At 63.5% G+C, this 20,521-nt stretch carries 23 protein-coding genes; 9 read left to right on the top strand and 14 right to left on the bottom strand.

Annotated features, from left to right (window positions below; all coding sequences use genetic code 11):
- Positions 1 to 70: 70 nt before the first annotated feature.
- The 3 genes from E8E75_RS25580 to E8E75_RS25570 all read right to left on the bottom strand — a co-directional run bounded on the left by E8E75_RS25580 (position 71) and on the right by E8E75_RS25570 (position 2,116).
- Entirely contained in the window at positions 71 to 949 is an 879-nt protein-coding gene (locus tag E8E75_RS25580) for a DMT family transporter (RefSeq protein ID WP_120649986.1), read from the bottom strand.
- On the bottom strand, positions 946 to 1,281 hold the full coding sequence (locus tag E8E75_RS25575; protein WP_120649987.1) for a tRNA-binding protein: 336 nt from the start codon (positions 1,279 to 1,281) through the stop codon (positions 946 to 948). Before E8E75_RS25575 ends, E8E75_RS25580 begins: the two co-directional genes overlap by 4 nt.
- Positions 1,282 to 1,363: 82 nt before the next feature.
- Positions 1,364 to 2,116, bottom strand: coding sequence for an AraC family transcriptional regulator (locus E8E75_RS25570; protein ID WP_120649988.1), 753 nt, complete (start codon positions 2,114 to 2,116; stop codon positions 1,364 to 1,366).
- Positions 2,117 to 2,246: 130 nt separating this feature from the next.
- Between E8E75_RS25570 and E8E75_RS25565 the strand changes: the two genes are divergently transcribed.
- Positions 2,247 to 3,080 (top strand): UDP-2,3-diacylglucosamine diphosphatase, encoded by an 834-nt coding sequence (locus tag E8E75_RS25565; protein ID WP_120649989.1) that lies wholly within the window; start codon positions 2,247 to 2,249, stop codon positions 3,078 to 3,080.
- Positions 3,077 to 4,102 carry a glycosyltransferase family 1 protein gene (locus tag E8E75_RS25560; RefSeq protein ID WP_153917429.1) on the top strand — a complete coding sequence of 342 codons (1,026 nt, stop codon included), beginning with the start codon at positions 3,077 to 3,079 and terminating at the stop codon, positions 4,100 to 4,102. Before E8E75_RS25565 ends, E8E75_RS25560 begins: the two co-directional genes overlap by 4 nt.
- A gap of 107 nt (positions 4,103 to 4,209) precedes the next feature.
- Here E8E75_RS25560 and E8E75_RS25555 read toward each other — a convergent pair whose 3' ends face one another.
- Entirely contained in the window at positions 4,210 to 5,583 is a 1,374-nt protein-coding gene (locus E8E75_RS25555; RefSeq protein WP_120649991.1) for an adenylate/guanylate cyclase domain-containing protein, read from the bottom strand.
- A 152-nt stretch (positions 5,584 to 5,735) separates the two neighbouring features.
- A complete protein-coding gene (locus tag E8E75_RS25550; protein WP_120649992.1) occupies positions 5,736 to 6,053 on the bottom strand; it encodes an Mpo1-like protein in 318 nt (105 codons plus the stop codon).
- Positions 6,054 to 6,196: 143 nt separating this feature from the next.
- Between E8E75_RS25550 and E8E75_RS25545 the strand changes: the two genes are divergently transcribed.
- Positions 6,197 to 7,207, top strand: a complete 1,011-nt coding sequence (locus E8E75_RS25545; protein WP_153917431.1) for an AraC family transcriptional regulator — start codon at positions 6,197 to 6,199, stop codon at positions 7,205 to 7,207.
- Between the two features lie 203 nt (positions 7,208 to 7,410).
- Here E8E75_RS25545 and E8E75_RS25540 read toward each other — a convergent pair whose 3' ends face one another.
- Together E8E75_RS25540 and E8E75_RS25535 are read right to left on the bottom strand one after the other, a co-directional pair.
- The gene (locus E8E75_RS25540) at positions 7,411 to 8,865 is read right to left on the bottom strand and encodes a TrkH family potassium uptake protein (RefSeq protein ID WP_120649994.1); all 1,455 of its coding nucleotides are present in this window, start codon (positions 8,863 to 8,865) and stop codon (positions 7,411 to 7,413) included.
- A 77-nt stretch (positions 8,866 to 8,942) separates the two neighbouring features.
- Entirely contained in the window at positions 8,943 to 10,397 is a 1,455-nt protein-coding gene (locus E8E75_RS25535; protein ID WP_153917433.1) for a TrkH family potassium uptake protein, read from the bottom strand.
- A 242-nt stretch (positions 10,398 to 10,639) separates the two neighbouring features.
- Between E8E75_RS25535 and E8E75_RS25530 the strand changes: the two genes are divergently transcribed.
- Positions 10,640 to 11,197, top strand: a complete 558-nt coding sequence (locus E8E75_RS25530) for a nitroreductase family protein (RefSeq protein WP_120649996.1) — start codon at positions 10,640 to 10,642, stop codon at positions 11,195 to 11,197.
- Here the strand turns inward: E8E75_RS25530 and E8E75_RS25525 are convergent, their stop codons facing one another.
- The 6 genes from E8E75_RS25525 to E8E75_RS25500 form a co-directional block, all read right to left on the bottom strand.
- Positions 11,198 to 12,523, bottom strand: a complete 1,326-nt coding sequence (locus E8E75_RS25525; RefSeq protein ID WP_120649997.1) for a HAMP domain-containing sensor histidine kinase — start codon at positions 12,521 to 12,523, stop codon at positions 11,198 to 11,200.
- 86 nt (positions 12,524 to 12,609) lie between these two features.
- Positions 12,610 to 13,020: an LTXXQ domain protein gene (locus tag E8E75_RS25520; protein ID WP_120649998.1), complete on the bottom strand. Its 411-nt coding sequence runs from the start codon at positions 13,018 to 13,020 to the stop codon at positions 12,610 to 12,612.
- A 147-nt stretch (positions 13,021 to 13,167) separates the two neighbouring features.
- Entirely contained in the window at positions 13,168 to 13,845 is a 678-nt protein-coding gene (locus E8E75_RS25515) for a response regulator transcription factor (protein WP_120649999.1), read from the bottom strand.
- Positions 13,846 to 13,852: 7 nt separating this feature from the next.
- Positions 13,853 to 14,305 carry a hypothetical protein gene (locus tag E8E75_RS25510; RefSeq protein ID WP_120650000.1) on the bottom strand — a complete coding sequence of 151 codons (453 nt, stop codon included), beginning with the start codon at positions 14,303 to 14,305 and terminating at the stop codon, positions 13,853 to 13,855.
- Positions 14,306 to 14,352: 47 nt separating this feature from the next.
- Entirely contained in the window at positions 14,353 to 14,652 is a 300-nt protein-coding gene (locus tag E8E75_RS25505; RefSeq protein ID WP_120650001.1) for a YciI family protein, read from the bottom strand.
- 8 nt (positions 14,653 to 14,660) lie between these two features.
- Positions 14,661 to 15,251 carry a septation protein A gene (locus E8E75_RS25500; RefSeq protein ID WP_218569231.1) on the bottom strand — a complete coding sequence of 197 codons (591 nt, stop codon included), beginning with the start codon at positions 15,249 to 15,251 and terminating at the stop codon, positions 14,661 to 14,663.
- Positions 15,252 to 15,317: 66 nt separating this feature from the next.
- Here E8E75_RS25500 and E8E75_RS25495 point away from each other — a divergent pair, with 66 nt between their 5' ends.
- Together E8E75_RS25495 and E8E75_RS25490 are read left to right on the top strand one after the other, a co-directional pair.
- On the top strand, positions 15,318 to 16,184 hold the full coding sequence (locus E8E75_RS25495) for a PHP domain-containing protein (protein ID WP_120650003.1): 867 nt from the start codon (positions 15,318 to 15,320) through the stop codon (positions 16,182 to 16,184).
- Between the two features lie 13 nt (positions 16,185 to 16,197).
- Positions 16,198 to 16,827, top strand: a complete 630-nt coding sequence (locus E8E75_RS25490) for an L-threonylcarbamoyladenylate synthase (RefSeq protein ID WP_120650004.1) — start codon at positions 16,198 to 16,200, stop codon at positions 16,825 to 16,827.
- A gap of 9 nt (positions 16,828 to 16,836) precedes the next feature.
- Here E8E75_RS25490 and E8E75_RS25485 read toward each other — a convergent pair whose 3' ends face one another.
- On the bottom strand, positions 16,837 to 17,193 hold the full coding sequence (locus tag E8E75_RS25485; RefSeq protein WP_120650005.1) for a PA2779 family protein: 357 nt from the start codon (positions 17,191 to 17,193) through the stop codon (positions 16,837 to 16,839).
- A 286-nt stretch (positions 17,194 to 17,479) separates the two neighbouring features.
- On the opposite strand from E8E75_RS25485, the gene E8E75_RS25480 reads away from it, so the two are divergent.
- The 3 genes from E8E75_RS25480 to rluB all read left to right on the top strand — a co-directional run bounded on the left by E8E75_RS25480 (position 17,480) and on the right by rluB (position 20,478).
- Entirely contained in the window at positions 17,480 to 18,178 is a 699-nt protein-coding gene (locus E8E75_RS25480) for a ScpA family protein (protein WP_162945884.1), read from the top strand.
- A complete protein-coding gene (scpB, locus tag E8E75_RS25475) occupies positions 18,179 to 18,967 on the top strand; it encodes an SMC-Scp complex subunit ScpB (RefSeq protein WP_120650007.1) in 789 nt (262 codons plus the stop codon). It abuts the gene before it with no gap.
- A 110-nt stretch (positions 18,968 to 19,077) separates the two neighbouring features.
- Positions 19,078 to 20,478 carry a 23S rRNA pseudouridine(2605) synthase RluB gene (rluB, locus tag E8E75_RS25470; RefSeq protein WP_120650008.1) on the top strand — a complete coding sequence of 467 codons (1,401 nt, stop codon included), beginning with the start codon at positions 19,078 to 19,080 and terminating at the stop codon, positions 20,476 to 20,478.
- The last annotated feature ends 43 nt before the right edge of the window (positions 20,479 to 20,521 follow it).

Here is a 20,521-nt window from a genome sequence, read left to right as displayed (position 1 = left end):
ACCGGGCGGGTGTTGCCATTCCCCAGACGGCAGGCTGCGGGTAGCGCTCGCCCGCCCAGTTCCGCGATCCTCAGGCTGTAGCGGGCTTTGCCTCGACAGCCGCACCTTTGCGCGCCGACAGGGCGATGGCGAAGATGATCAGCGCGCCGCCGGCCAGCATGCGCAGACCGGGCTGCTCGTCGAACAACCACCAGGCGAAGGCGATGCCGTAGACCGGCTCCAGGGCGAAGATGACCGCCGTGGTACGCGCCTTCAGCACCTTGAGGCTGGCGACGAACAGGCTATGGGCGAGGCCGGTGCAGAACACCCCGAGCAGGGCGATCCAGAACCAGTCCATTGGCTGCACCGCATGTAGCAGTGGCCAACTGAAGGGCGCCAGGCACAACACAATGGTCAGGTTCTGGCAGAGCGCCGCCTTCACCGGGTCCAGGCCTTTCACGCTGACGCGATTGAGGAGTGACAGCAGCGAGAACAGCAGGCCCGAAAGAATCGCCGACAACAGACCCAGGGTGGCCGCGCTGCCCCAGTCGAAGCTGGGCGTTACCAGCACCAGGCCCAGGCTTACCAGGGCGACTATCAGAAATTCCTGGACGCGAATGCGCTCGCGGAACAGCAACCCTTCCAGCAGCAGGGTGAAGGCCGGGAAGCTGGCGAAGCCAAGGGTAGCGATGGCCACTCCGGCCACCTGCACCGCGTGGAAGAAGGTGATCCAGTGAGCGCCCAGCAGCAGGCCGCCGAGCGCCAGCATGGCCAGTTGGCGCAGGCTTGGATTCGGGCTCTTGCCACGCGTGATGAGCTGGGCGAAGAGCGCCAGGGCGATCACAGCGAACAGCCCGCGACCGAAGGTGATGATCATCGGCGCGGTATTGGCGAGCTTGCCAAAGATGCCCGAAAGCCCGAACAGCAAGGCGCCCAGGTGAATGGCCAGCAACGCGTTACGCTCCTTCATGCCAAGCGTGCCCCGTTGGGCAGCGGCTTGTCGAAGCTGGCCAACACCACCTTGTTCTCGTCGTCATGCACACCCGTGACGAGAATCTCCGAACGGATGCCGGCGATGCGCTTGGGCGCGAAGTTGCAGACGCAGAGCACTTGGCGGCCGACCAGCTCTTCAGACTGGTAATGGGCGGTGATCTGGGCGCTGGAGGTTTTCACGCCGAGTTCGCCCAGGTCCACTTCCAGCACGTAGGCCGGTTTGATCGCCTTGGTGTTGAGGGCGGCGGACAATACAGTGCCGACGCGCAACTCGACGCGCTCGAAGTCGGCCCATTCGATGGTGGACATAGGGTTCTCCCTGTTGGCAGTCGCACCAGTCTAGTGACGACGAACGGCCTTGTCTGTCGTCAGGCTCGCGGGCTTTGTCGCGTTACTCGCGACCACTGCGCAGGGCACGAGGGGTGAGACCGAATTCGCGGGAGAGGGCCGCGGTGAAGGCGCTCTGGGAACTGTAACCGACTCGTGCAGCGATCTCGCCCACGGCCAGACGGCTTTCCAGCAGCAGTTGGCGGCCGAGATGAAGACGCCGGGCGCGCACGTAGTCCATGGGCGTTTGCCCGGTTTCGCTGAGAAAACGGGTGTGGAAACGTGCCACCGAAAGGCCGCAGAGGCGCGCCAGATCGGCGACTTGCAAGGGGTGGGCGGCATGCTGGTCGATATGGGCGTCGAGTGCGACCAGGGGTAGGACACTGCTGTCCTCCACTTGCATGCCGGGAGCGGCGAGGCTGGCCAGCAGCAATCCGGCGGATTGGCCAGAAATCACTTCATCGGCCAGGGGGCAGGCGGCGATCCAGCTGACCAGCTGACTTTGGGCCGGGTTCAGGTTCAGCGCACCTGGGCGCTCCAGCAAGCGTCGGCCGGCATCGAAATGACGGCCCAGGGTGTGCCGCAGCCAGTCGTCGTCGGGCACATCTACAACCAGGCAGAGGCTGCCACCCGGGCTGCCGCAGGCGTGCCTGGCTTCGGGCGGTACCACCGCCAGGGTCTGGCGCTCGACCCTTGCGCCGAGACCATCCACTTCGAAGTCCAGACTGCCCGTCAGGCCAAATACCAGTTGGGCGTAGTCATGGCTGTGGACCAGCAGGTCGTGGTTGTACTGGCGCAGGGACAGGATCGAATGCATGGCGCTTACCTCGGGCAGGCGGCCATTCTACTCCCTGTTGCGCGGCGCCTGTCACAGGCCTGCAACCTAGCGTTCATTCCCGGTTCACCGCGAAAGCTCACCATCGGCGAAACCCCGCCGGAGGTCGCCCATGAGCAGCGTCGAACGCCTGGAACCCGTCAACAAGACCAAGCCGCGCAAGCAACGCGTGCGTACCCTGTGGATCTCCGATGTCCACCTGGGCACCCGCGACTGCCAGGCCGAGCACCTGGCGCGCTTCCTCAAGCAGTACCACGCCGACCGAATCTATCTGGTCGGTGACATCATCGATGGCTGGAAGCTCAGGGGCGGCATTTACTGGCCACAGGCGCACACCAACGTGATCCGCCGCCTGCTGACCATGAGCAAGCGTGGCACGGAGGTTATCTACGTCACCGGCAACCACGACGAATTCCTGCGGCGCTACTCGGCACTGATGCTGGGCAACATCCAGCTGGTGGACGAGGCGGTACACGAGACCGCCGATGGCCGCCGCATGCTGGTGATCCACGGCGACCAGTTCGACGTGATCACTCGCTACCACAAGTGGCTGGCATTTCTCGGTGATTCCGCCTATGAGTTCACCCTTACCCTGAACCGTTGGCTCAACCACTGGCGCGAGCGTTGGGGATACGGCTACTGGTCGCTGTCGGCCTACCTCAAGCACAAGGTGAAGAGCGCGGTGAACTTCATCAGCGACTTCGAGGAAGCCATCGCCCACGAATGCGTCAAGCGTGGCCTGGATGGCGTGGTCTGCGGCCACATCCACCACGCGGAAATCCGCAAGGTGGGTGGGGTGGAGTACCTGAACTGCGGTGATTGGGTGGAGTCCTGCACGGCACTGATCGAGCACTGGGACGGCAGCATCGAACTCTACCGACTGGCTGACGCACAGGCGCGGGAGCTGGAAGAGCGCGCCGTGGGGCTGGTCGAGCCGGCGGCATGAGGATACTGATCGTCAGCGATGCCTGGTTGCCCCAAGTGAATGGCGTGGTCACCAGCCTGCAGGCGCTGGTGGGAGAACTGGAAGGCCTTGGGCACCAAGTGCTGTTGCTGTCTCCCCAGGGGTTTCGTTGCCGGCCCTGTCCGAGCTATCCGGAAATCCCTCTGGCCTGGGACCTTTGGCGGGTGGGGCCGATGATCGAGGCGTTCCAGCCCGACTGTGTGCACCTGGCCACCGAAGGGCCTCTCGGCTGGGCCGCAAGGCACTGGCTGGTCAAGCGCGGATTGGCCTTTTCCAGCGCTATCCACACGCGTTTCCCTGAATACGTTCATGGCCGCTGGCCCTGGCTGCCCCTCTCCTGGGGCTATGCCTTCCTGCGCCAGTTCCACCGTCCCAGCCAGGCGGTACTGGTGACTACCGAGCGCATGCGCGAGACGTTCGCCGAACATGGCCTGGTCTGGCTCAACTTGTGGCGCAAGGGCGTGGACACGGCGCTGTTTCGCCCCGTGGCGTTGCCCCAGCCGGAGATGCCGGTGTTCCTCTACGTTGGCCGACTGGCCACGGAGAAGAACGTCGAGGCATTCCTCGGACTGGATTTGCCTGGCGAGAAATGGGTGGTAGGAGACGGCCCGTTGCGGCGCGAGCTTGAATCGCGCTATCCCGCTGCGCGCTTCTTTGGTTTCCGCCAGGGCGAGGAGTTGGCGCGCTTTTATGCCCAGGCCAGCGTCCTGGTGTTTCCCTCGCTGACCGATACCTATGGCCTGGTGATGCTCGAAGCCCTGGCCTGCGGCACGCCGGTGGCGGCCTTTCCGGTGGCCGGTCCGCTGGATGTGCTGGAGTCCGGCACGACCGGTTGCATGGACGAAGACTTGCAAACGGCCTGCCTGGCAGCGCTGGAGCTGGATCGCGAACTATGCGCTGAGAGGGCGGGACGGCTTTCCTGGCGGGCTTCGGCCCTGGAATTCCTGGCGCGGCAACCATTACTGGATGGCGAATCTTTCCCGGACGCGGTTCCCGAACTGTAGGGGCGAATTCATTCGCCAAGGGCAGCGCAGCTGCTCCCTTTCAAACTCTATGGGCAGACCTTCGGCCTGCTTGGCGAATGAGTTTGCCCCTACAAGTTGGTGATTGATCAGGGAATGATCTTGTCCCGCAGTTTTTCCGCGGCCAGTTGCAGGGCCTGGATGACCTTGGCCTTGTCGTAGTTCTGGATGCTGTTGGTATCCAGGTACATGGAGAAGCCGGGCAGTTCGTGCTCGACGTAGCTGGAGGCGGCGCCCAGGTCGCGACGGAAATCCACCACCTGGTAGATCTGCACTGGACGGGTGAAGCCCTTGACGTTTATCTGGCCCTTGTCGCGGCACATGATCACGTCTTTCACCAGCGAGTAGGTCTCGTGGGAAATAAGGATCTCGCCAGCTTCCGACGCGGTTTCCAGGCGGCTGGCCAGGTTCACTTCGCGACCGATGATGGTGTAGTCCATGCGCGTGTCCGCGCCGAAGTTGCCCACGGTGCAGTAGCCGGTGTTGATGCCCATGCGGATTTCCAGCGGCTTGGTGATGCCCTGGGCGCGCCACTGCTGGCGTAGAACCTTCATGTGCTTGCGCATGGCCACCGCCATGGAGACGGCTGCCACGGCATCCTTCTTGGCGCCTTGGGTGGAGGGGTCGCCGAAGAACACCATGACGCTGTCGCCGACGAATTTGTCGATGGTGCCGCCGTACTTGAGGGCGATCTTCGACATGTCGTTGAGGTAGTTGTTGAGCAGGTCCGTCAGGGCTTCGGCTTCGAGTTCCTCGGAGAGCTCGGTGAAGCCCTTGATGTCGGAGAAAAACACGCTGAGCTTTTTGCGCTGAGTCTCCAGGCGCACGCTCTTCTTGCCGCTGAAGATCATTTCCCAAACCTGGGGCGACAAGTATTTGGCGAGGTTGCGGGCCAGTCGCGCCGCCTTTTCCTGCTCGCGCTTGATCTCACTGCGTGCCTGGGCCAGGCGCAGGCCCTGCTGGTGCACGAAATAGGCCGTGATGCAGATGTAAAGAGTGGTGAAAAACACGCTGACCACGGACACCAGGGCTGGGGTGCCGCCCTTGATGGCCGGCTGCAGCGCCAGGCCGACGAGGGTCATGCTGATCAGTGAACCGCCCAGCACGAGGGCCATCTGGCGCAGCCCGCCGAGGATCATGGCGCTGAAGCAGAGGGTCAGCACGACCATCAGCGTAGGCACGACGGAAAAACCGAGCAGGGCGACGGCGGCGCCAGCGTGGAAGGTGTCGATGCCGAGGAGGATGCGGTCCGTGCGCTTGCCTGGGAAGCGCAGGCTCAGATGGTGGGCCAGGTGTGGATAGAGCAGGGCGTAGGGCACCATCCAGAGGATGTCGAAGCCGAAATGCTGGACTGAGGTGCCGGCAGCGATGCTGGCGGCGATGGCCATATAGGCCAGCACACGCGAGTAGTACTCACGCAGGACGGGCGTCGCTGTGGAAGGATCGAGCATGGCAGGCTTCATGGCTTGGGTCTGTCCCTGGTGCTTTCTTGACGCGGGTTTGCAGCGTTAGCGAAATGCTGCAAGTCCTGGGCCATGGCTTTGGCTGGTGCGGGATCATAACCAAGCGAGGGACTGGCGGCCAAGCTGGCGCCAGTCCCTCCGAGTTTCCGGGCTCAGAAACGGATGCGCCCGGTCAGCGCGTCCTTCAGCATCACCCAGTCGCCCATGAAGCTGTAAAGCGGATACTTGAACGTGGCCGGCTTGTTCTTCTCGAAGACGAAGTGGCCAACCCAGGCAAAGCCGTAGCCGGCGAAGGGAATGGCCAGCAGCCAGATCCACTGCTGGGTAGCCAGTGCATAGCCGAGGATGCTGAGCACCAGCAGGCTGCCGACGTAGTGGAGACGGCGGCAGGTGTCGTTGCTGTGTTCCTGCAGGTAGTAGGGGTAGAACTCGGCGAAGCTTTGGAAGCGATGGACGGACTCGGCGGGCATGGTGGCTGCTCCAGGTTCTTGTTGTCTGGAGCAGTGTAGGACGGCTGTCTCCGGGGGCCAGTGACAATGGGCGCCACTTTAGTATCCTTGCCGGCACGCCGCCCTGCTGGCGGCTGCCTTGAACTTCAGAACAAGAAGGCGCCATGAGCGAACGCACGACTTCTTCGAGCTGGGCCCTGGGGATAGTCCAGGCCCTGGAAATGGGCGGTGTGGACTGCCGCAACCTGTTTCCCGAACTCGGTCTCGACTACCAGGCCTTGAATGATCCTGAAGCCCGTTTCCCCCAGGACGGCATGACACGCCTCTGGTTGCGCGCGGTCGAGCTGTCCGGTAATCCGGCCATCGGCCTGAACATGGCCAAGGTCGTACGGCCGGCATCCTTCCACGTGGTCGGCTATGCGCTGATGTCCAGCCGCACTCTCAAGGAGGGGTTCGCGCGGCTGGTGCGCTACCAGCGAATCATCGCCGAGGGCGCCGACCTCAGCTTCGGCGGCACGCCGGAAGGCTACGAGCTGCGGCTGTCGATCCATGGCGATCGGCTGCCGCCGGCGCGGCAGAGCGCCGAGGCGTCCATGGCTTATTGCCTGGCATTCTGCCGGTGGATGACCGGGCGACCGATCAACCCGCTGGAGATTCGTTTCCAGGGGCCGGCGCCCACGGACCTCGAACCCTATCGCCAGGTGTTTCAGGCCCCGTTGCGTTTCAATGCCGAGCACTGCGCCTTGCTGTTCAGTCGCGCTGACATGGATACGCCATTGCCCACCGCGAACGAATCTCTGGCCCAGCTACACGATCGCTTCGCCGGTGACTACCTGGCGCGCTTCTCCGGTACCCGCGTCACCCACCAGGTGCGGCAGGTGCTTTGCCGCCTGTTGCCCCAGGGCGAGCCCAAGCGCGAGGTGGTTGCGAGCCTGATGCACTTTTCGCAACGCACCCTGCAACGGCGCTTGCAGGAAGAGGGTGTGAGCTTCCAGCAACTGCTGGACGACACGCGCCGCGAGCTGGCCGAGCAGTACCTGGCACAGGCAAACCTGACCTTGCTGGAGATTGCCTACCTGTTGGGTTTCGCTGATCCGAGCAACTTCTTCCGTGCCTTCCGCCGCTGGTTCGACAGCACACCGGGAGAATACCGAGCGCGCCTGGAAGAGGTCTGATCCGCGCCCGCCGTGGGAAATTAGCGGCCCCGTGGGTTGGTCCGAGTCTATGAGGCCCAACGCAGTCAGTTACAGGCGCCGAAGCGTTGCCTTTCGCTGCGCTCTAGCGGAACGCCGCCCGCACCAACCTACGAAAGCCTGTGGGAGCGAATTCATTCGCGATTGAAATCGCTCCCACAGTTAAACCGCTAGCGCACTGAGCCTCAGTGCCGCCAGAAATAAGGCGTGAGCAGGACCAGGACGGTGAGGATCTCCAGGCGGCCCATCAGCATGCCGAGAGTCAGCAGCCACTTGGCGCCGTCCGGCAGGCTGGAAAAGTTGCCCGCCGGGCCAATGATCTCGCCCAGCCCGGGGCCTACGCCGGAAACCGTCGCCGCGGCGCCGGTGAGTGCGGTGATCCAGTCCAGCCCCATCAGCGAAAGGCCCAGGGCGATGGCGCAAATGATTAGAGTGAAGAAGAACGAGAAGGTCAGGATCGAGCGGACGATATCTTCGTCCAGCCGGTGGCCGTTGTAGCTCTGCTTGATCACCGCGCGCGGATGCACCAGTTGCGTCAGGTTGGCTTTCAGCAGGATGTAGGCGACCTGGAATCGGAAGATCTTGATGCCGCCGGCGGTCGAGCCGGAGCAGCCGCCGACGAAGCCCAGGTAGAAGAACAACATCAGTGAGAAGTTGCCCCAGAGGCTGTAGTCGCCCAGGGCGAAACCGGTAGTGGTGAGGATGGATGTGGTGTTCACCGCCACGTGGCGCAGCGCATCCAGCCAGTGAAGTTCGGTGGTCAGCCAGTACCAGGTGCCTAGCACCAGCCATGTCGCAAGCAGCAGGGCGATGAAGCCGCGTACCTGTTCATCCTTGATCAGGGCCTTGCGATTTCCCCGCAGGACCGACACGTAGAGCATGAAGGGCAGGCTGCCGAGGATCATCACGACCACCGCTACCCAGTGCACCGCCGGCGCGTCCCACTTGGCCAGGGACTGATCGGACGTGGAGAATCCGCCGGTGGCGATAGCCGACATGGCGTGGTTGACCGCATCGAACAGGCTCATACCGGCGGCCCAGAAGGCCAGGGAGCCAATCAATGTGAAGCCCACGTAAATGGCGACGATGTATTTGGCCACCATGTGGGAGCGCGGCATGACCTTGTCCGAGCGGTCGGACGATTCGGTCTGGAACAGGCGCATGCCACCAATGCGCAGCAGTGGCAGGATCGCTACCGCCATGCCGATGAAGCCAATGCCCCCGAGCCAGTGCAGCAGCGAGCGCCAGATGAGGATGCCTGGCGACATGTTGTCCAGGCCACTCAGTACCGTGGCGCCAGTGGCGGTGATGCCGGACATGCTCTCGAACCAGGCGTCGGTGTAGCTGATGCGCTGGGTGAACAGGAAGGGCAGGGCCGCGAAAACGCAAACGACGATCCAACTCGACACTGTCAGGAGGTACATGTCGCGAGGGCGCAGGTGGACGTGTTCGGGGCGCCCGGGAATGATCAGCGCCAGTCCCGCGATGAAGGTGATCAAGCTCGACCAGACAAAGGAATTGATGTCGCCTGTGCGGTCGTAGGTCACCAGTGTCAGCACGGGAATGGCCATGCTGACCGCCAGGGTGATCAGGAAGATACCGTTGAGAAAGCCGATGATGCGAAGTGTCGGCAGGGCCATGGGGTCCGCTTCAGACAAGGGGCGAAAGGCGCAATTCTAACCCTGCGCCGCATCCTGTAAAACCGGGCATGACGGCTTCAGTGCCGCCAGAACTTCGGTGTGAACAGCACCAGTACCGTGAGAATCTCGAGACGGCCGAGCAGCATGCCGATGGTCAGCAGCCATTTGGCCGAATCCGGCAGGGTGGAGAAGTTGCCCACCGGTCCAATGATGGGCCCCAGGCCCGGTCCGACGTTGCACACCGCCGTGGCGGCTCCGGTAAGGGCGGTGACCCAGTCCAGGCCCAGCAGGCAGAGGCCGAGAGCGATTATGGCAATGGTGGTGGTGAAGAAGAACGAGAAGGTGATCAGCGAACGGACGATGTCGTCGTCGAGGTTATGGCCGTTGTACTGCTGCTTGATCACCGCGCGCGGGTGCACAAGTTGTTGCAGGTTGGCCATCAGCAATTGCCAGGCCACCTGGAAGCGGAAGATCTTCAGTCCACCGGCCGTTGAGCCCGAACAGCCGCCGACGAAGGTCAGGTAGAAGAACAGCAGCACCGAGAAACTGCCCCAGAGGGTGTAGTCGCCAAGCGCCACCCCCGTCGTCGTGACGACCGAGGTAACGTTCAGTGCAACGATCCTTACGGCGTCGAGCCAGGCGTTGTCGGAGTTGGCCCAAAGCCACGTACCGACAAATAGCCAGGTGACCACCAGGAAACCGACGAAGCCGTGGACCTGGTGATCGCGCAGCAGGGCGGTACGGTTGCCGCGCAGCGTGGCGACGAGCAACGTGAAGGGCAGGCTGCCAAGTATCATCACCACCACTGCCACCCAGTGCACAGCGGGTTGCCTCCAGTTGGCCAGCGAGGCGTCGGAGGTGGAGAAGCCGCCGGTGGAAATCAGCGACATCGAGTGGTTGACGGCCTCGAATGGCGTCATGCCGGCGAGCCAGAATGCGACGGTCCCGAGGATGGTCAGCCCGGTGTAGATCAGCACGATGTACTTGGCCACCATGTGTGAGCGTGGCATGACTTTCTCGCCCCAGTCGGATGACTCGGTCTGGAACAGGCGCATGCCGCCGACCCGCAGCAGCGGCAGAATCGCCACCGCCATGCCGATGAAGCCGATACCGCCAAGCCAATGCAGCATGGAGCGCCAGATCAGCAGACCAGGCGAAGCATGGTCCAGGCCGGTGAGCACTGTGGAACCGGTTGTTGTGATGCCGGACATGGTCTCAAAGAACGAGTCCGTGTAGCTGATGTGCTGGATCAGCACCATGGGCAGTGCCGCGAAGCAGCAGACGATCACCCAGCTCGCCGTGGTCAGCATGTACATGTCGCGCGGCCGCAGGTTGATGTGTTCCGGGCGTCCGGGACCGACCAGTGCCAGGCCGACGACGAAGGTGATCAGGCTCGACCAGAGGAAGGCGAAGATGTCGTCGGTGCGCTCGAAGAGCAGGAGAGTGAGCATGGGAATGACCATGCTCACTGCCAGCGTGATGAGAAACAGGCCGATGATGAAGCCGATAGTGCGCAGTGTCGGCAGGGACATGGAGCTCTCTGGACGGTGTTCGGACGCGGCATTCTATCCGGCCTTTGCCCCCCCTGAAACGCCCAGATCAAAGCCGCTTCAGGGAGCTGGTGCAGAACTGGATAGTTGCCCTTGCGCGGTTCCAGGTACGTAGTGTTCGATGGACTGTTGCCATCGCTGGAAGTCAGACTGATTACCGCAGATCCGGGACTGAGTCGCGTTATCGGCTAGAATGCCGGCTCCCTGATTTATGGAGGTGGCCGATGGAGGCTCTCGACGCTCTGCTTAACCGCGTATCCCTGGCTCGCCTGCAGGCACCCGCCCCGGACGCCGCCCAGCGCGAGGTGCTGTTCCGCGCGGCCTTGCGTGCACCAGACCATGGCTATCTGCGTCCCTGGCGCTTCCTGACCATCGAAGGCGAAGGTCGCGAGAAGCTCGGTGAGCTGTTCGTGTCCGCTGTGCTCGCCAAGGATGCCCAGGCGTCGGAAGCCGCTACTACCAAGGCGCGCAATATGCCGCTGCGGGCACCCCTGATGGTCGTGGTGATCGCTACCTTGCAGGCCGGCCACAAGGTGCCGGAAGTCGAGCAATTGCTGTCGGCCGGTTGCGCCGCTCACGGCATGCTGCTGGCCGCTCATGCGCTTGGACTGGGGGCCATCTGGCGTACCGGCGAGATGGCGTATGACCGCACCGTCGCCACCGGCCTCGGGCTGGCCGAGAACGAGCGGGTGGTGGGTTTCCTCTACCTGGGCAGTGTCGAGGGTGAGCGCCGTGCAGCGCCGGAACTGGCTTCGGCAGACTTCGTTCAGGCCTGGGGCTGATCAGGCCTTCAATACAGTGGGTAACTCCAGGGTGGCGATGAAGCCGCCCTCGGGGTGATTGCCCAAGGACAGGCTGCCGCCGTGGCGCTCCACTGCCCGACGGGCGATGGCCAGTCCCAAGCCATGGCCAGCTCCGGTCTGATTGGGGGCGCGGAAGAAGGGTTCGCCCAGCAATGCCAGGTGTTCGTTGGCGGCACCTGGGCCGTGGTCGCGGACCTGGATCACCAGGCTTCCTTCCTGTTCCTTGACCGTTACTTCCACCGGCTGCCCTAGGGGATTGAAGCGCAGGGCGTTGCGCAGCAGGTTGTCCAGCGCGCGTTCCAGCATGTCGGGCCAGCCCTCGACTTTTGGGTCGCCGGTGCAATCGATGCGGACTTGCTGGTCCGGCGCCAACAGACGGGCGTCGTCCTTCAGCTTTTCCAGCAGTGGCCGCATTGTGATCGGACGGTGAGCGCCAGGTTCCGCATCGAGCCGGGCCAGGGCGAGGATTTCGCTGATCAGGGCTTCGAGGCGGTCGCATTCCTGGCCCAGGCGTGGCCACAGGGCGTCCCGTTGATGGGGCTCTGCGCGCTCGGCTAGCGCCAGGGCGATGCGCAGACGCGCGAGTGGCGAGCGCAGTTCGTGGGACACGTCGCGCAGGAGTTGGCGCTGGCTGCCAATCAAGCCTTGCAGGCGTTGCCCCATGCGGTTGAAGTCGCCGGCCAGCACGCCTAGCTCATCCCGTCGACGTGCCAGGCGCGCCAGGCTGTCTTGCTGGTAAGCCGTCTGGCCGAGGTCGTGTACGGCGCGGCGAAGGCGGTCCAGCGGCCGGGTGATGGACAGGGTGAGGGCCAGGCTGAACAGCGTCAGTACTACCAGGGCGATGCCCAGCGCGCTAAAGGGCCACAGCAGGCTGCCGCGGTGCCAGGCATCCAGTTCGCGGTAGGGAATGCGGTAGATGAGCAGATAGGACTCGCCGCTGGCTGGGCTGGTGTATTCCTCGGTCAGGCGACGCCAGGGCAGTCGGCGCGAGTTCTGCTGGCGGGCCTCGAAGGCTGCAGCACGCGGAGGGAACGTACCTTCTACTACCGGTTGGCCGGTGTCGTTGAGTATCTGAATGTCGATCCGTGCGCGATGACGGAAGTGCTCCAGGTATCGCTGCGTGTCGTGCGGGCCTTGCCCTTCATAGCGTTGCACGAGGCGCTCGGCCAGCCCCTGGAGGGTGGGGTGGTGACTGAGGATCCAGGCATCCTGGTTGAGGGCGCGGCCCAGCAGGATGGACAGGCCGGCTACCAGGGCCAGCGCCAGCCAGAGGGTGGCCAGGATTCTCCAGAAGAGTGAACGCACGGGGTTGCTCCTGAACGGCAAAACCCATCAGGCCGGCTGGCCTGATGGGTGTGTGGTCGGTGCCTGCGGCGGATGCCGCAAGGCGATTACTGGGCCTTCTTGTCCTTCTCGGCCTTCCAGGCTTCGAACTCGGCGCGTTCAGCGCGACGTTCTTCCATTTTCTTCTGGATGTCGTCGAAGGTCTTCTGCTGATCGGGCTTGAGCTGAGCGCGGATGGCTTCGCGGTTCTTGGTCTCGGCGGCCTTCAGTTCGTCCTGCATGGCCTTCTTCTCGGCAGCCGGCAGCTTGTCCAGGTAGCGCTGAGTGATGTCGTGACGGGATTTCATCTGGTCGCGCATCAGCTTGCCGATCTCATGGCGCTGTTCCTGGGTCAGGTTCAGTTCCTTGAACATGTGGCCACCGAAACCGCGCTCGTGGCGCGGGCCGCCTTCCGGCATGGCCATGGCCAGGGTCGGCAGGGTAGCGGCGAGCAACAGGGCGGTAAGGGTCTTGCGCATGGTGGTTCTCCTAGTCTCGATTCCGGCCGGTTGCCGGATGTGCCCAGTCTAGGGATGGCAAGGTCAAGGGCGGTCAGTCGTGGGTAAAGGCTGGGTAAAGACGCAGAGCCTGATGACGATCTGCTGCGCGAGATCGTAAACAGACTCTCAGGCGCTGTAGTAGTAGCCGCGACTGCGCAGCGCGAGGATGCGAGGGCGCCCGTCAGCATGGGGGCCGAGCTTCTTGCGCAGGTTGCTGACATGCATGTCCAGGCTACGGTCGTAGAGGGTCAGCTTGCGGCCGAGCGCCAGCTGCGCCAGTTGCTGCTTGTCCAGTGGTTCGCCGGGTTGACGCAGCAGGGCTTCGAGTAGGCGGCCTTCGGAGAGCGTCAGGGTCACCTCGTGATTGCCAATGGTGACCACGCCCCGCGCCGGGCTGTAGCAGAGGTCGCCCAGCTCCAGTTGGCTGGATGGTTGCGGCGGCTGGCTGCGGCGAAGCACGGCGCGCAGGCGGGCGGTGAGCTCGCGGGGGTCGCAAGGCTTGGCCAGATAGTCGTCGGCGCCCAGCTCCAGGCCGAGGATGCGGTCCAATGGTTCGCCCCGGGCGGAGAGCATGAGGACGGGTAACTCCGGATGATCGCTGCGCAACTGCTTGAGCAGTTCCAGGCCGCTACCGTCCGGCAGCATCACATCCAGCACCACTGCGGATGGCGCGTGCTCCGCCAAGGCGGTACGTGCCGAGTGGCCGTCATGGCAGGCGCGGACGACGAAGCCTTCTTGGCTGAGCCAACTGATCAGGAGCTCGCAGAGTTCCTGATCGTCATCGATAAGCAGCAGTTCACTCATGGTGCGGTCAGTTGATCCATTGGCGGCGCTGGCGACGCCCGCCGCGGGCGATCAGGCCGGTAAACAGGGAGAGCAGGGCAACGCCGCCGCCCACCGCGAACCAGGTCTGTTGCTCGCTCAGCAGGCGCGGCGCTTGCGAGGCCTGTGCTTCCTTGAGTTGCAGCTTGAGGCGCTGGTTTTCCTGACGCAACCGGGTGAGCTGGGCGTTCTCGCGCTCATTGCCGACAGCTTCGACCTGGGTGGTCAGTTCGTTGCGCAGACGCTCGCTTTCAGCCAGTTGCCGCTGCAACTGGTCGACCTGGGCGAGCAGGGCGTCGTTGGCGGCAATGGGCTCTCGGGCAGCTTCCGTCATCACCGGAGTGCTTTCCGTCTCCGGTGTTGCAGGTTGGAGTTCTTCAGCCTGGGCCAGGCTGCAGAGCAGCGCGGCGGTTAACAGCAGGGGCAATTGACCGACGTGCATGGGAACTCCTTTTTCCTGGCAGGGGCTGACTGATAGAAGGTGCTGGCTTAGGGGAATACCTGCTTGAACGGCTTGACCACAACGTCGGCATAGACGCCGGCGGCGCGATACGGGTCGGCGTCGGCCCAGGCCTTGGCCGCCTCGAGGGAGTCGAACTCGGCGACGATCAGGCTGCCGGTAAAACCTGCACTGCCCGGATCATTGCTGTCGACCGCAGGGTGCGGACCGGCCACCACGATGCGGCCTTCGGCCTTCAGCTGCTCCAGGCGTGCGAGGTGCGCGGGGCGGGCAGCGAGACGATTTTCCAGGGAATTGGCAACGTCGGTGGCGATGATGGCGTAGAGCATGACAGTCCTTATTGTTGAGGCTTTTCGGTTTCGCCGTCATGGATATGACGGGCCAGGTAGACGCCTTGGCCAACCAGGAAGAGCACGGTCATGCCGAGGCTGCCGAAGACTTTGAAGTCGACCCAGAACTCGTGGAAGGTGAAAGCCACGAAAAGGTTGGCGAAGCCGCAGACCAGGAAGAATGAGATCCAGGCCAGGTTCAGGCGCACCCAGATGACCTGCGGCAGGCTCAGGGCGTGGCCCATCACGCGCTGGATCAGGGGTTTGTCACCGATGAAGTGGCTGCCGGCGAAGGCCAGGGCGAAAAGCCAGTTCACGACCGGCGCTTTCCATTTGAGGAAAGTCTCGCTGTGGAAGGCCAGGGTCATGCCGCCGAAGACCAGGCAGGCGACCAGAGTCAGCCACTGGCCTTTTTCCAGGCGGCGCTGGTGAAGGAAGATGGCGCCATAGACGATCACCGAGCTGATTATCAGAACGGCTGTGGCACTGAAAATACCGCCTAGCATATAGGTGTGCCCTGCCAGTTCGACGGCACGCGGTTCCAGTTTGTAGACGATGAAGAAGAGGACAAGCGGGATGAAGTCGATGAATTGTTTCACGGCAGCAGCCAGAAGCGGGATGTGGCGGCATAATAACAAACCATTCCCCTAGCGAAAGCAGACCCCATGCAGATCGACCTGCATTGCCACAGTACGGCCTCCGACGGTGCCCTGGCCCCCGCGGCCCTGGTCGCCCGCGCCCATGAGCGGGGGGTTCGCCTGTTGGCGCTGACCGATCATGACACCCTGGAGGGATTGGACGAAGCCCGCGAAGCGGCCGTGGCGCTGGACATGCAGCTGATCAACGGTATCGAACTGTCCTGCACCTGGGGGGGCGCCACCATCCATGTTCTGGGATACGCCTTTGCCGCTGATGCGCCTTCTCTACTGGAGGCCATTGCCAGCCTGCATCACGGGCGTTGGGCTCGGGCAGAAGAAATTTCCCGACGCCTCGCCGCCAAAGGCATGCCGGGAGCGTTGGAAGGTGCGCGCGCGGTGCAGCAGGAGCTGGGCGACAGCGGCAATGCACCGGCGCGCCCGCACTTCGCTGAGTTCCTCGTTCGAGCGGGCCATGTGCGCGACCGCGCCGAGGCATTCCGCAAATGGCTGGGAGCCGGCAAGCTGGGCGATGTGAAACAGCACTGGCCGACCCTCGCCGAAGCGGTGGGCACCTTGAGTGCCGCCGGCGCCTGGATCAGCCTGGCGCACCCCTGGCAGTACAACTTCACCGGCGCGAAACGACGCAAGCTGGTGGCGGACTTCATTCAGGCCGGCGGTCACGCACTGGAAGTCGTGAATGGCCTGCAACCGGCGGACCAGGTGGGAAGCCTGGCCGTGCTCGCGCGCGAATTCGGCATGTTGGTCAGTGCCGGTAGTGACTTCCATGCACCCTGCGATTGGTCGGAGCTGGGCATGTACCGACCCTTGCCGGATGATCTGCCGCCGATCTGGGGGCGCTTCCGCCATGCACACAGCCCTACTGCTGCCCTCTGAACAGGGAGACGTTGTGAGTCAATTTTTCCAGGTACACGCGGAGAATCCACAGCCGCGCCTGATCCGGCAGGCCGTGGAAATCATCAAGGCGGGCGGGGTGATCGTCTATCCCACCGATTCCTCTTACGCCCTGGGGTGCCTGATTGGTGACAAGGGCGCAGTGGAGCGCATTCGCCGACTGCGCCGACTGGACGAAAAGCACAACTTCACCTTGCTCTGCCGCGATCTCTCCGAGATCGGTGTGTTCGCCAAGGTGGATACCACAGCGTTCCGTCTCATCAAGGCACATACGCCGGGGCCCTACACCTTCATCCTCAATGCCACCCGTGAAGTGCCGCGCATGTTGATGCATCCGAAGCGGCGCACGATTGGCCTGCGGGTGCCGGACCACCCCATCACGCTGGCGTTGCTGGAACAGCTGGGTGCGCCGCTGATGAGCACTACCCTGATCCTGCCGGGGGAAGATTTGCCGATGAGTGATCCCTACGAGATGCGGCAGATCCTCGAGCACCAGGTGGACCTGATCATCGATGGCGGCCACGGTGGCATGGCCGCCTCCACTGTCATCAACCTGTCGGAAGGCAAGCCAGACGTGGTACGAGTGGGCTGCGGTGACCCGCAGCCCTTCCTCGATGAGGAGTGACGGCGTCGCTCAAAGCAGGATCGCCACCAGGATGATCACCAGCAGGATGATGATGAAGTCGGTAGTGCTGATGTTCCCGCCTGTGGGCACTGAGTCCATCTTCTGCGCCAATTGGGCCGCCTCCGCGCTGGTCAGGGCCTGCGCCCTGGCACGGGCCGTAGCGGCATCCACGCCCATTGCGCGCATTTGGTCCTGAACTTCGGATTTGCTCAGAAAAGCATCGATTCTTGCGTGATCGGTGGATTGCGGCTGGGCGGAGACTGCTTCGTCCGTGCCGATCATGCCCGCCTGTGCCGTAGTTACGGGCACGACGGCGAGGCAGAGGGACACCAGGAAGGCACTGAACATCAGGGTAAAGAGTTTCATCGGAACCTCCATGAGCCTTTGGCTCCAGACCTGACCAGGGGTGCTGCGTCACACTTTTTAAGTCTGGCACATGGTGCTAACTTGCCCGTTTTCCCGCCCACCGGTCCTTGTCGATGGGCCTCACCCCCCGGAAGTAGCGCCGCAGCGAGAGCAATAGATGCACGAAACACCGCCATCCGAGTCGCCAGATCCCCAGGCGGGTGCTCAACAGGAGCTGCCCTTTGCCCTGGTGTACGGCCAGGCGGTGACCGAGCTGCCGCAGGACCTCTATATTCCGCCGGATGCCCTGGAGGTTTTCCTCGAGGCTTTCGAAGGTCCCCTTGACCTGCTGCTGTATCTGATACGCAAGCAGAACATCGACATCCTCGACATCCCGGTGGCAGCCATCACCCACCAGTACATGGCCTATGTCGAGCTGATGAAGTCGGTGCGCCTGGAGCTGGCCGCCGAATATCTGGTGATGGCCGCCATGCTGGCCGAGATCAAGTCACGCATGCTGCTGCCGCGCTCGAACGAAGCGGAGGAAGAGGAAGACGATCCGCGTGCCGAACTGATTCGCCGTCTCCAGGAATATGAACGCTTCAAGGCCGCGGCCGAAGGCATCGACCAGTTGCCGCGGGTAGGGCGTGACGTCACCGTGCCGCGGATCGATGCTCCAGAGGCGCGGGCGCGCAAGCTGTTGCCGGACGTCGCACTGGAAGAGCTGCTGCTGTCCATGGCTGAAGTGCTGCGCCGCGCCGACATGTTCGAAAGTCACCAGGTAACCCGCGAGGCATTGTCCACTCGCGAGCGTATGAGCGAAGTGCTGGAAAAGCTCAAGGGTGGCGCCTTCGTACCCTTCGTCATGCTGTTCACTGCGGAGGAGGGCCGCCTCGGAGTCGTGGTCACCTTCATGGCCGTGCTGGAACTGATCAAGGAACAGTTGGTGGAACTCGTGCAAAATGAGCCCTTTGCCCCCATCCACGTGCGCGCCAGGGCCGAGTAGATGAATCTCAACGACCCCAACGACCTCGCCTCGCTGCTGGAAGCCTTTCTCCTGGCGTCCGGCAAGCCCTTGTCGCTGGAGCGCCTGGCCGAACTTTTTGAAGAGGCCGAACGGCCCGAGTTGTCGGTGATTCGTTCCGCCCTGGCGATTCTGGCCAAGAGCTGCGAGGGGCGTGCGTTCGAACTGCGCGAAGTGGCCTCCGGCTATCGCCTGCAGGTGCGCGAGCGATTTTCGCCCTGGGTCGGCCGACTTTGGGAGGAGCGCCCGCAGCGCTACTCCCGCGCCATGCTGGAAACCCTGGCTTTGGTGGCCTACCGGCAACCCATCACTCGGGGCGAGATCGAGGACATCCGGGGCGTCGCGGTCAACAGCCAGATCGTCAAGACGCTGCTGGAGCGCGAGTGGATCCGCGTAGTCGGTTATCGCGACGTACCCGGAAAACCGGCGATGTTCGCTACAACCCGCGCTTTCCTCGACCACTTCAACCTCAAAAGCCTCGAAGAACTTCCACCGCTGGCTGCCCTGCGCGAGTTGGAGCCCGAGCCGGTGCTGGCTCTGGAGGACGGTGAGGCGCCGGTGCCCGATGGTCTGCAGGCCCGCGCTGATGCCGAGCAGCCGACCGAGCCGCGTGAAGAAACCAGTTTCCGTTCCCTGCTGGCCGAGCTGGACATCATGGAAGAGGGCCTGAAGACCGACTTCGACGACCTGTTGCGCACCGAGGCTGATGAAGCGGACACCGTTGCCGCTGAAGAGGACGGAGAGTCGCTGCCGGACGAAACCCTGCATTGACACCACCGGTCAGCGGAAGGGCTGACGTCGGGACTTTGCTCAACTAGCCTGAGTGCCACCGGCCGCGTATGATGCGCGGCCGTTTTACTGATACACCGGGAGGTGCCCAGATGAGTGAAGTCGAATTCAGCCCCGCAGGGGAAAAACTGCAGAAGGTCCTGGCCCGTATGGGGTTGGCCTCGCGCCGCGATATCGAAGCGTGGATCACTGAAGGCCGGGTAAAGGTCAACGGCGAGGCCGCTACCCTTGGCCAGCGCGTCGATACCCATGACGCGATCAGCGTCGATGGTCGCCTGCTCAAGCGCGAAGAAGAGGTCGAGAGCGTCCGCCGCGTCCTGATCTACAACAAGCCCGAAGGCGAAGTCTGCACCCGTGACGATCCGGAAGGCCGTCCCACGGTGTTCGAGCGCCTGCCGCGCCTCAAGGCCGGTCGCTGGATCAACATCGGTCGCCTGGACATCAATACCACCGGCCTGCTGCTGTTCACCACCGACGGCGAGCTGGCCAACCGCCTGATGCACCCCTCCTACGAGATGGACCGCGAGTATGCGGTGCGTGTGCGTGGCGAAGTCACTGAGGAAATGCTGGAGAACCTCAAGAAGGGCGTAATGCTCGACGACGGCCCAGCCAAGTTCACCGACATCAAGGAAGCCCCAGGCGGCGAAGGACTTAATCACTGGTACCACTGCGTGGTGATGGAAGGTCGTAACCGCGAAGTGCGCCGTCTCTGGGAATCCCAGGGGCTGGTGGTCAGCCGCCTGAAGCGAGTGCGTTTCGGTCCCGTGTTCATCACTTCCGACCTGACCATGGGGCGCTGGCGCGAAATGAGCCAGAACGAAGTGGATATCCTCAGCACCGAAGTCGGGCTCAAGCCGGTGGCCCTCCCATCCATGAAAGGCAAGTTCCGCGAAAAGCTGGATCGCCTGCAGCGCAAGTCCGCCAAGCCTGTTGGTGCTCGCGCGCCGCGTCGTGATGACAACGAACGCCCGGCCCGTGGTCCTCGCCGTGAGGGTGATGAGCGTCCGGCTCGTGGCCCGCGCAGCGAGGGTGATGAGCGTCCGGCTCGTGGTCCGCGCCGTGAAGGCGATGAGCGTCCGGCTCGTGGCCCGCGCAGCGAGGGTGGTGAGCGTCCGGCTCGCGGTCCGCGCCGTGAGGGCGATGAGCGTCCGGCTCGTGGCCCGCGCAGCGAAGGTGGTGAGCGTCCCGCCCGCGGTCCTCGCCGTGAAGGCGATGAGCGTCCCGCTCGTGGTCCGCGTAGCGAAGGTGGCGAGCGTCCCGCCCGTGGTCCGCGTCGCGACGGTGATGAACGCCCGGCTCGTGCTCCCCGTGGCACGCCGGTGGCCGACCGTCCGCGTGACGTGAACAAGAAGCGCCCGGCCAAGCCCCAGGGTGAGCGTCCGGCCGTTGAGCTGGCCGACCGTCCGGCCCGTAAGCCCCAGCGTCCGCAGCATAAGCGCAGTGGGCCCGCTGGCGGTGACGGCCAGCGTCCGGGTTTCGGTCGTAAGCGTTGATTGACGGTGTAATGAAGAAGGGGCTCGATTGAGCCCCTTCTTT

The organism is Pseudomonas sp. BN606, from assembly GCF_029873115.1.
Lineage (GTDB): Bacteria > Pseudomonadota > Gammaproteobacteria > Pseudomonadales > Pseudomonadaceae > Metapseudomonas.
This window is presented reverse-complemented; position numbering and strand designations above follow the sequence as displayed.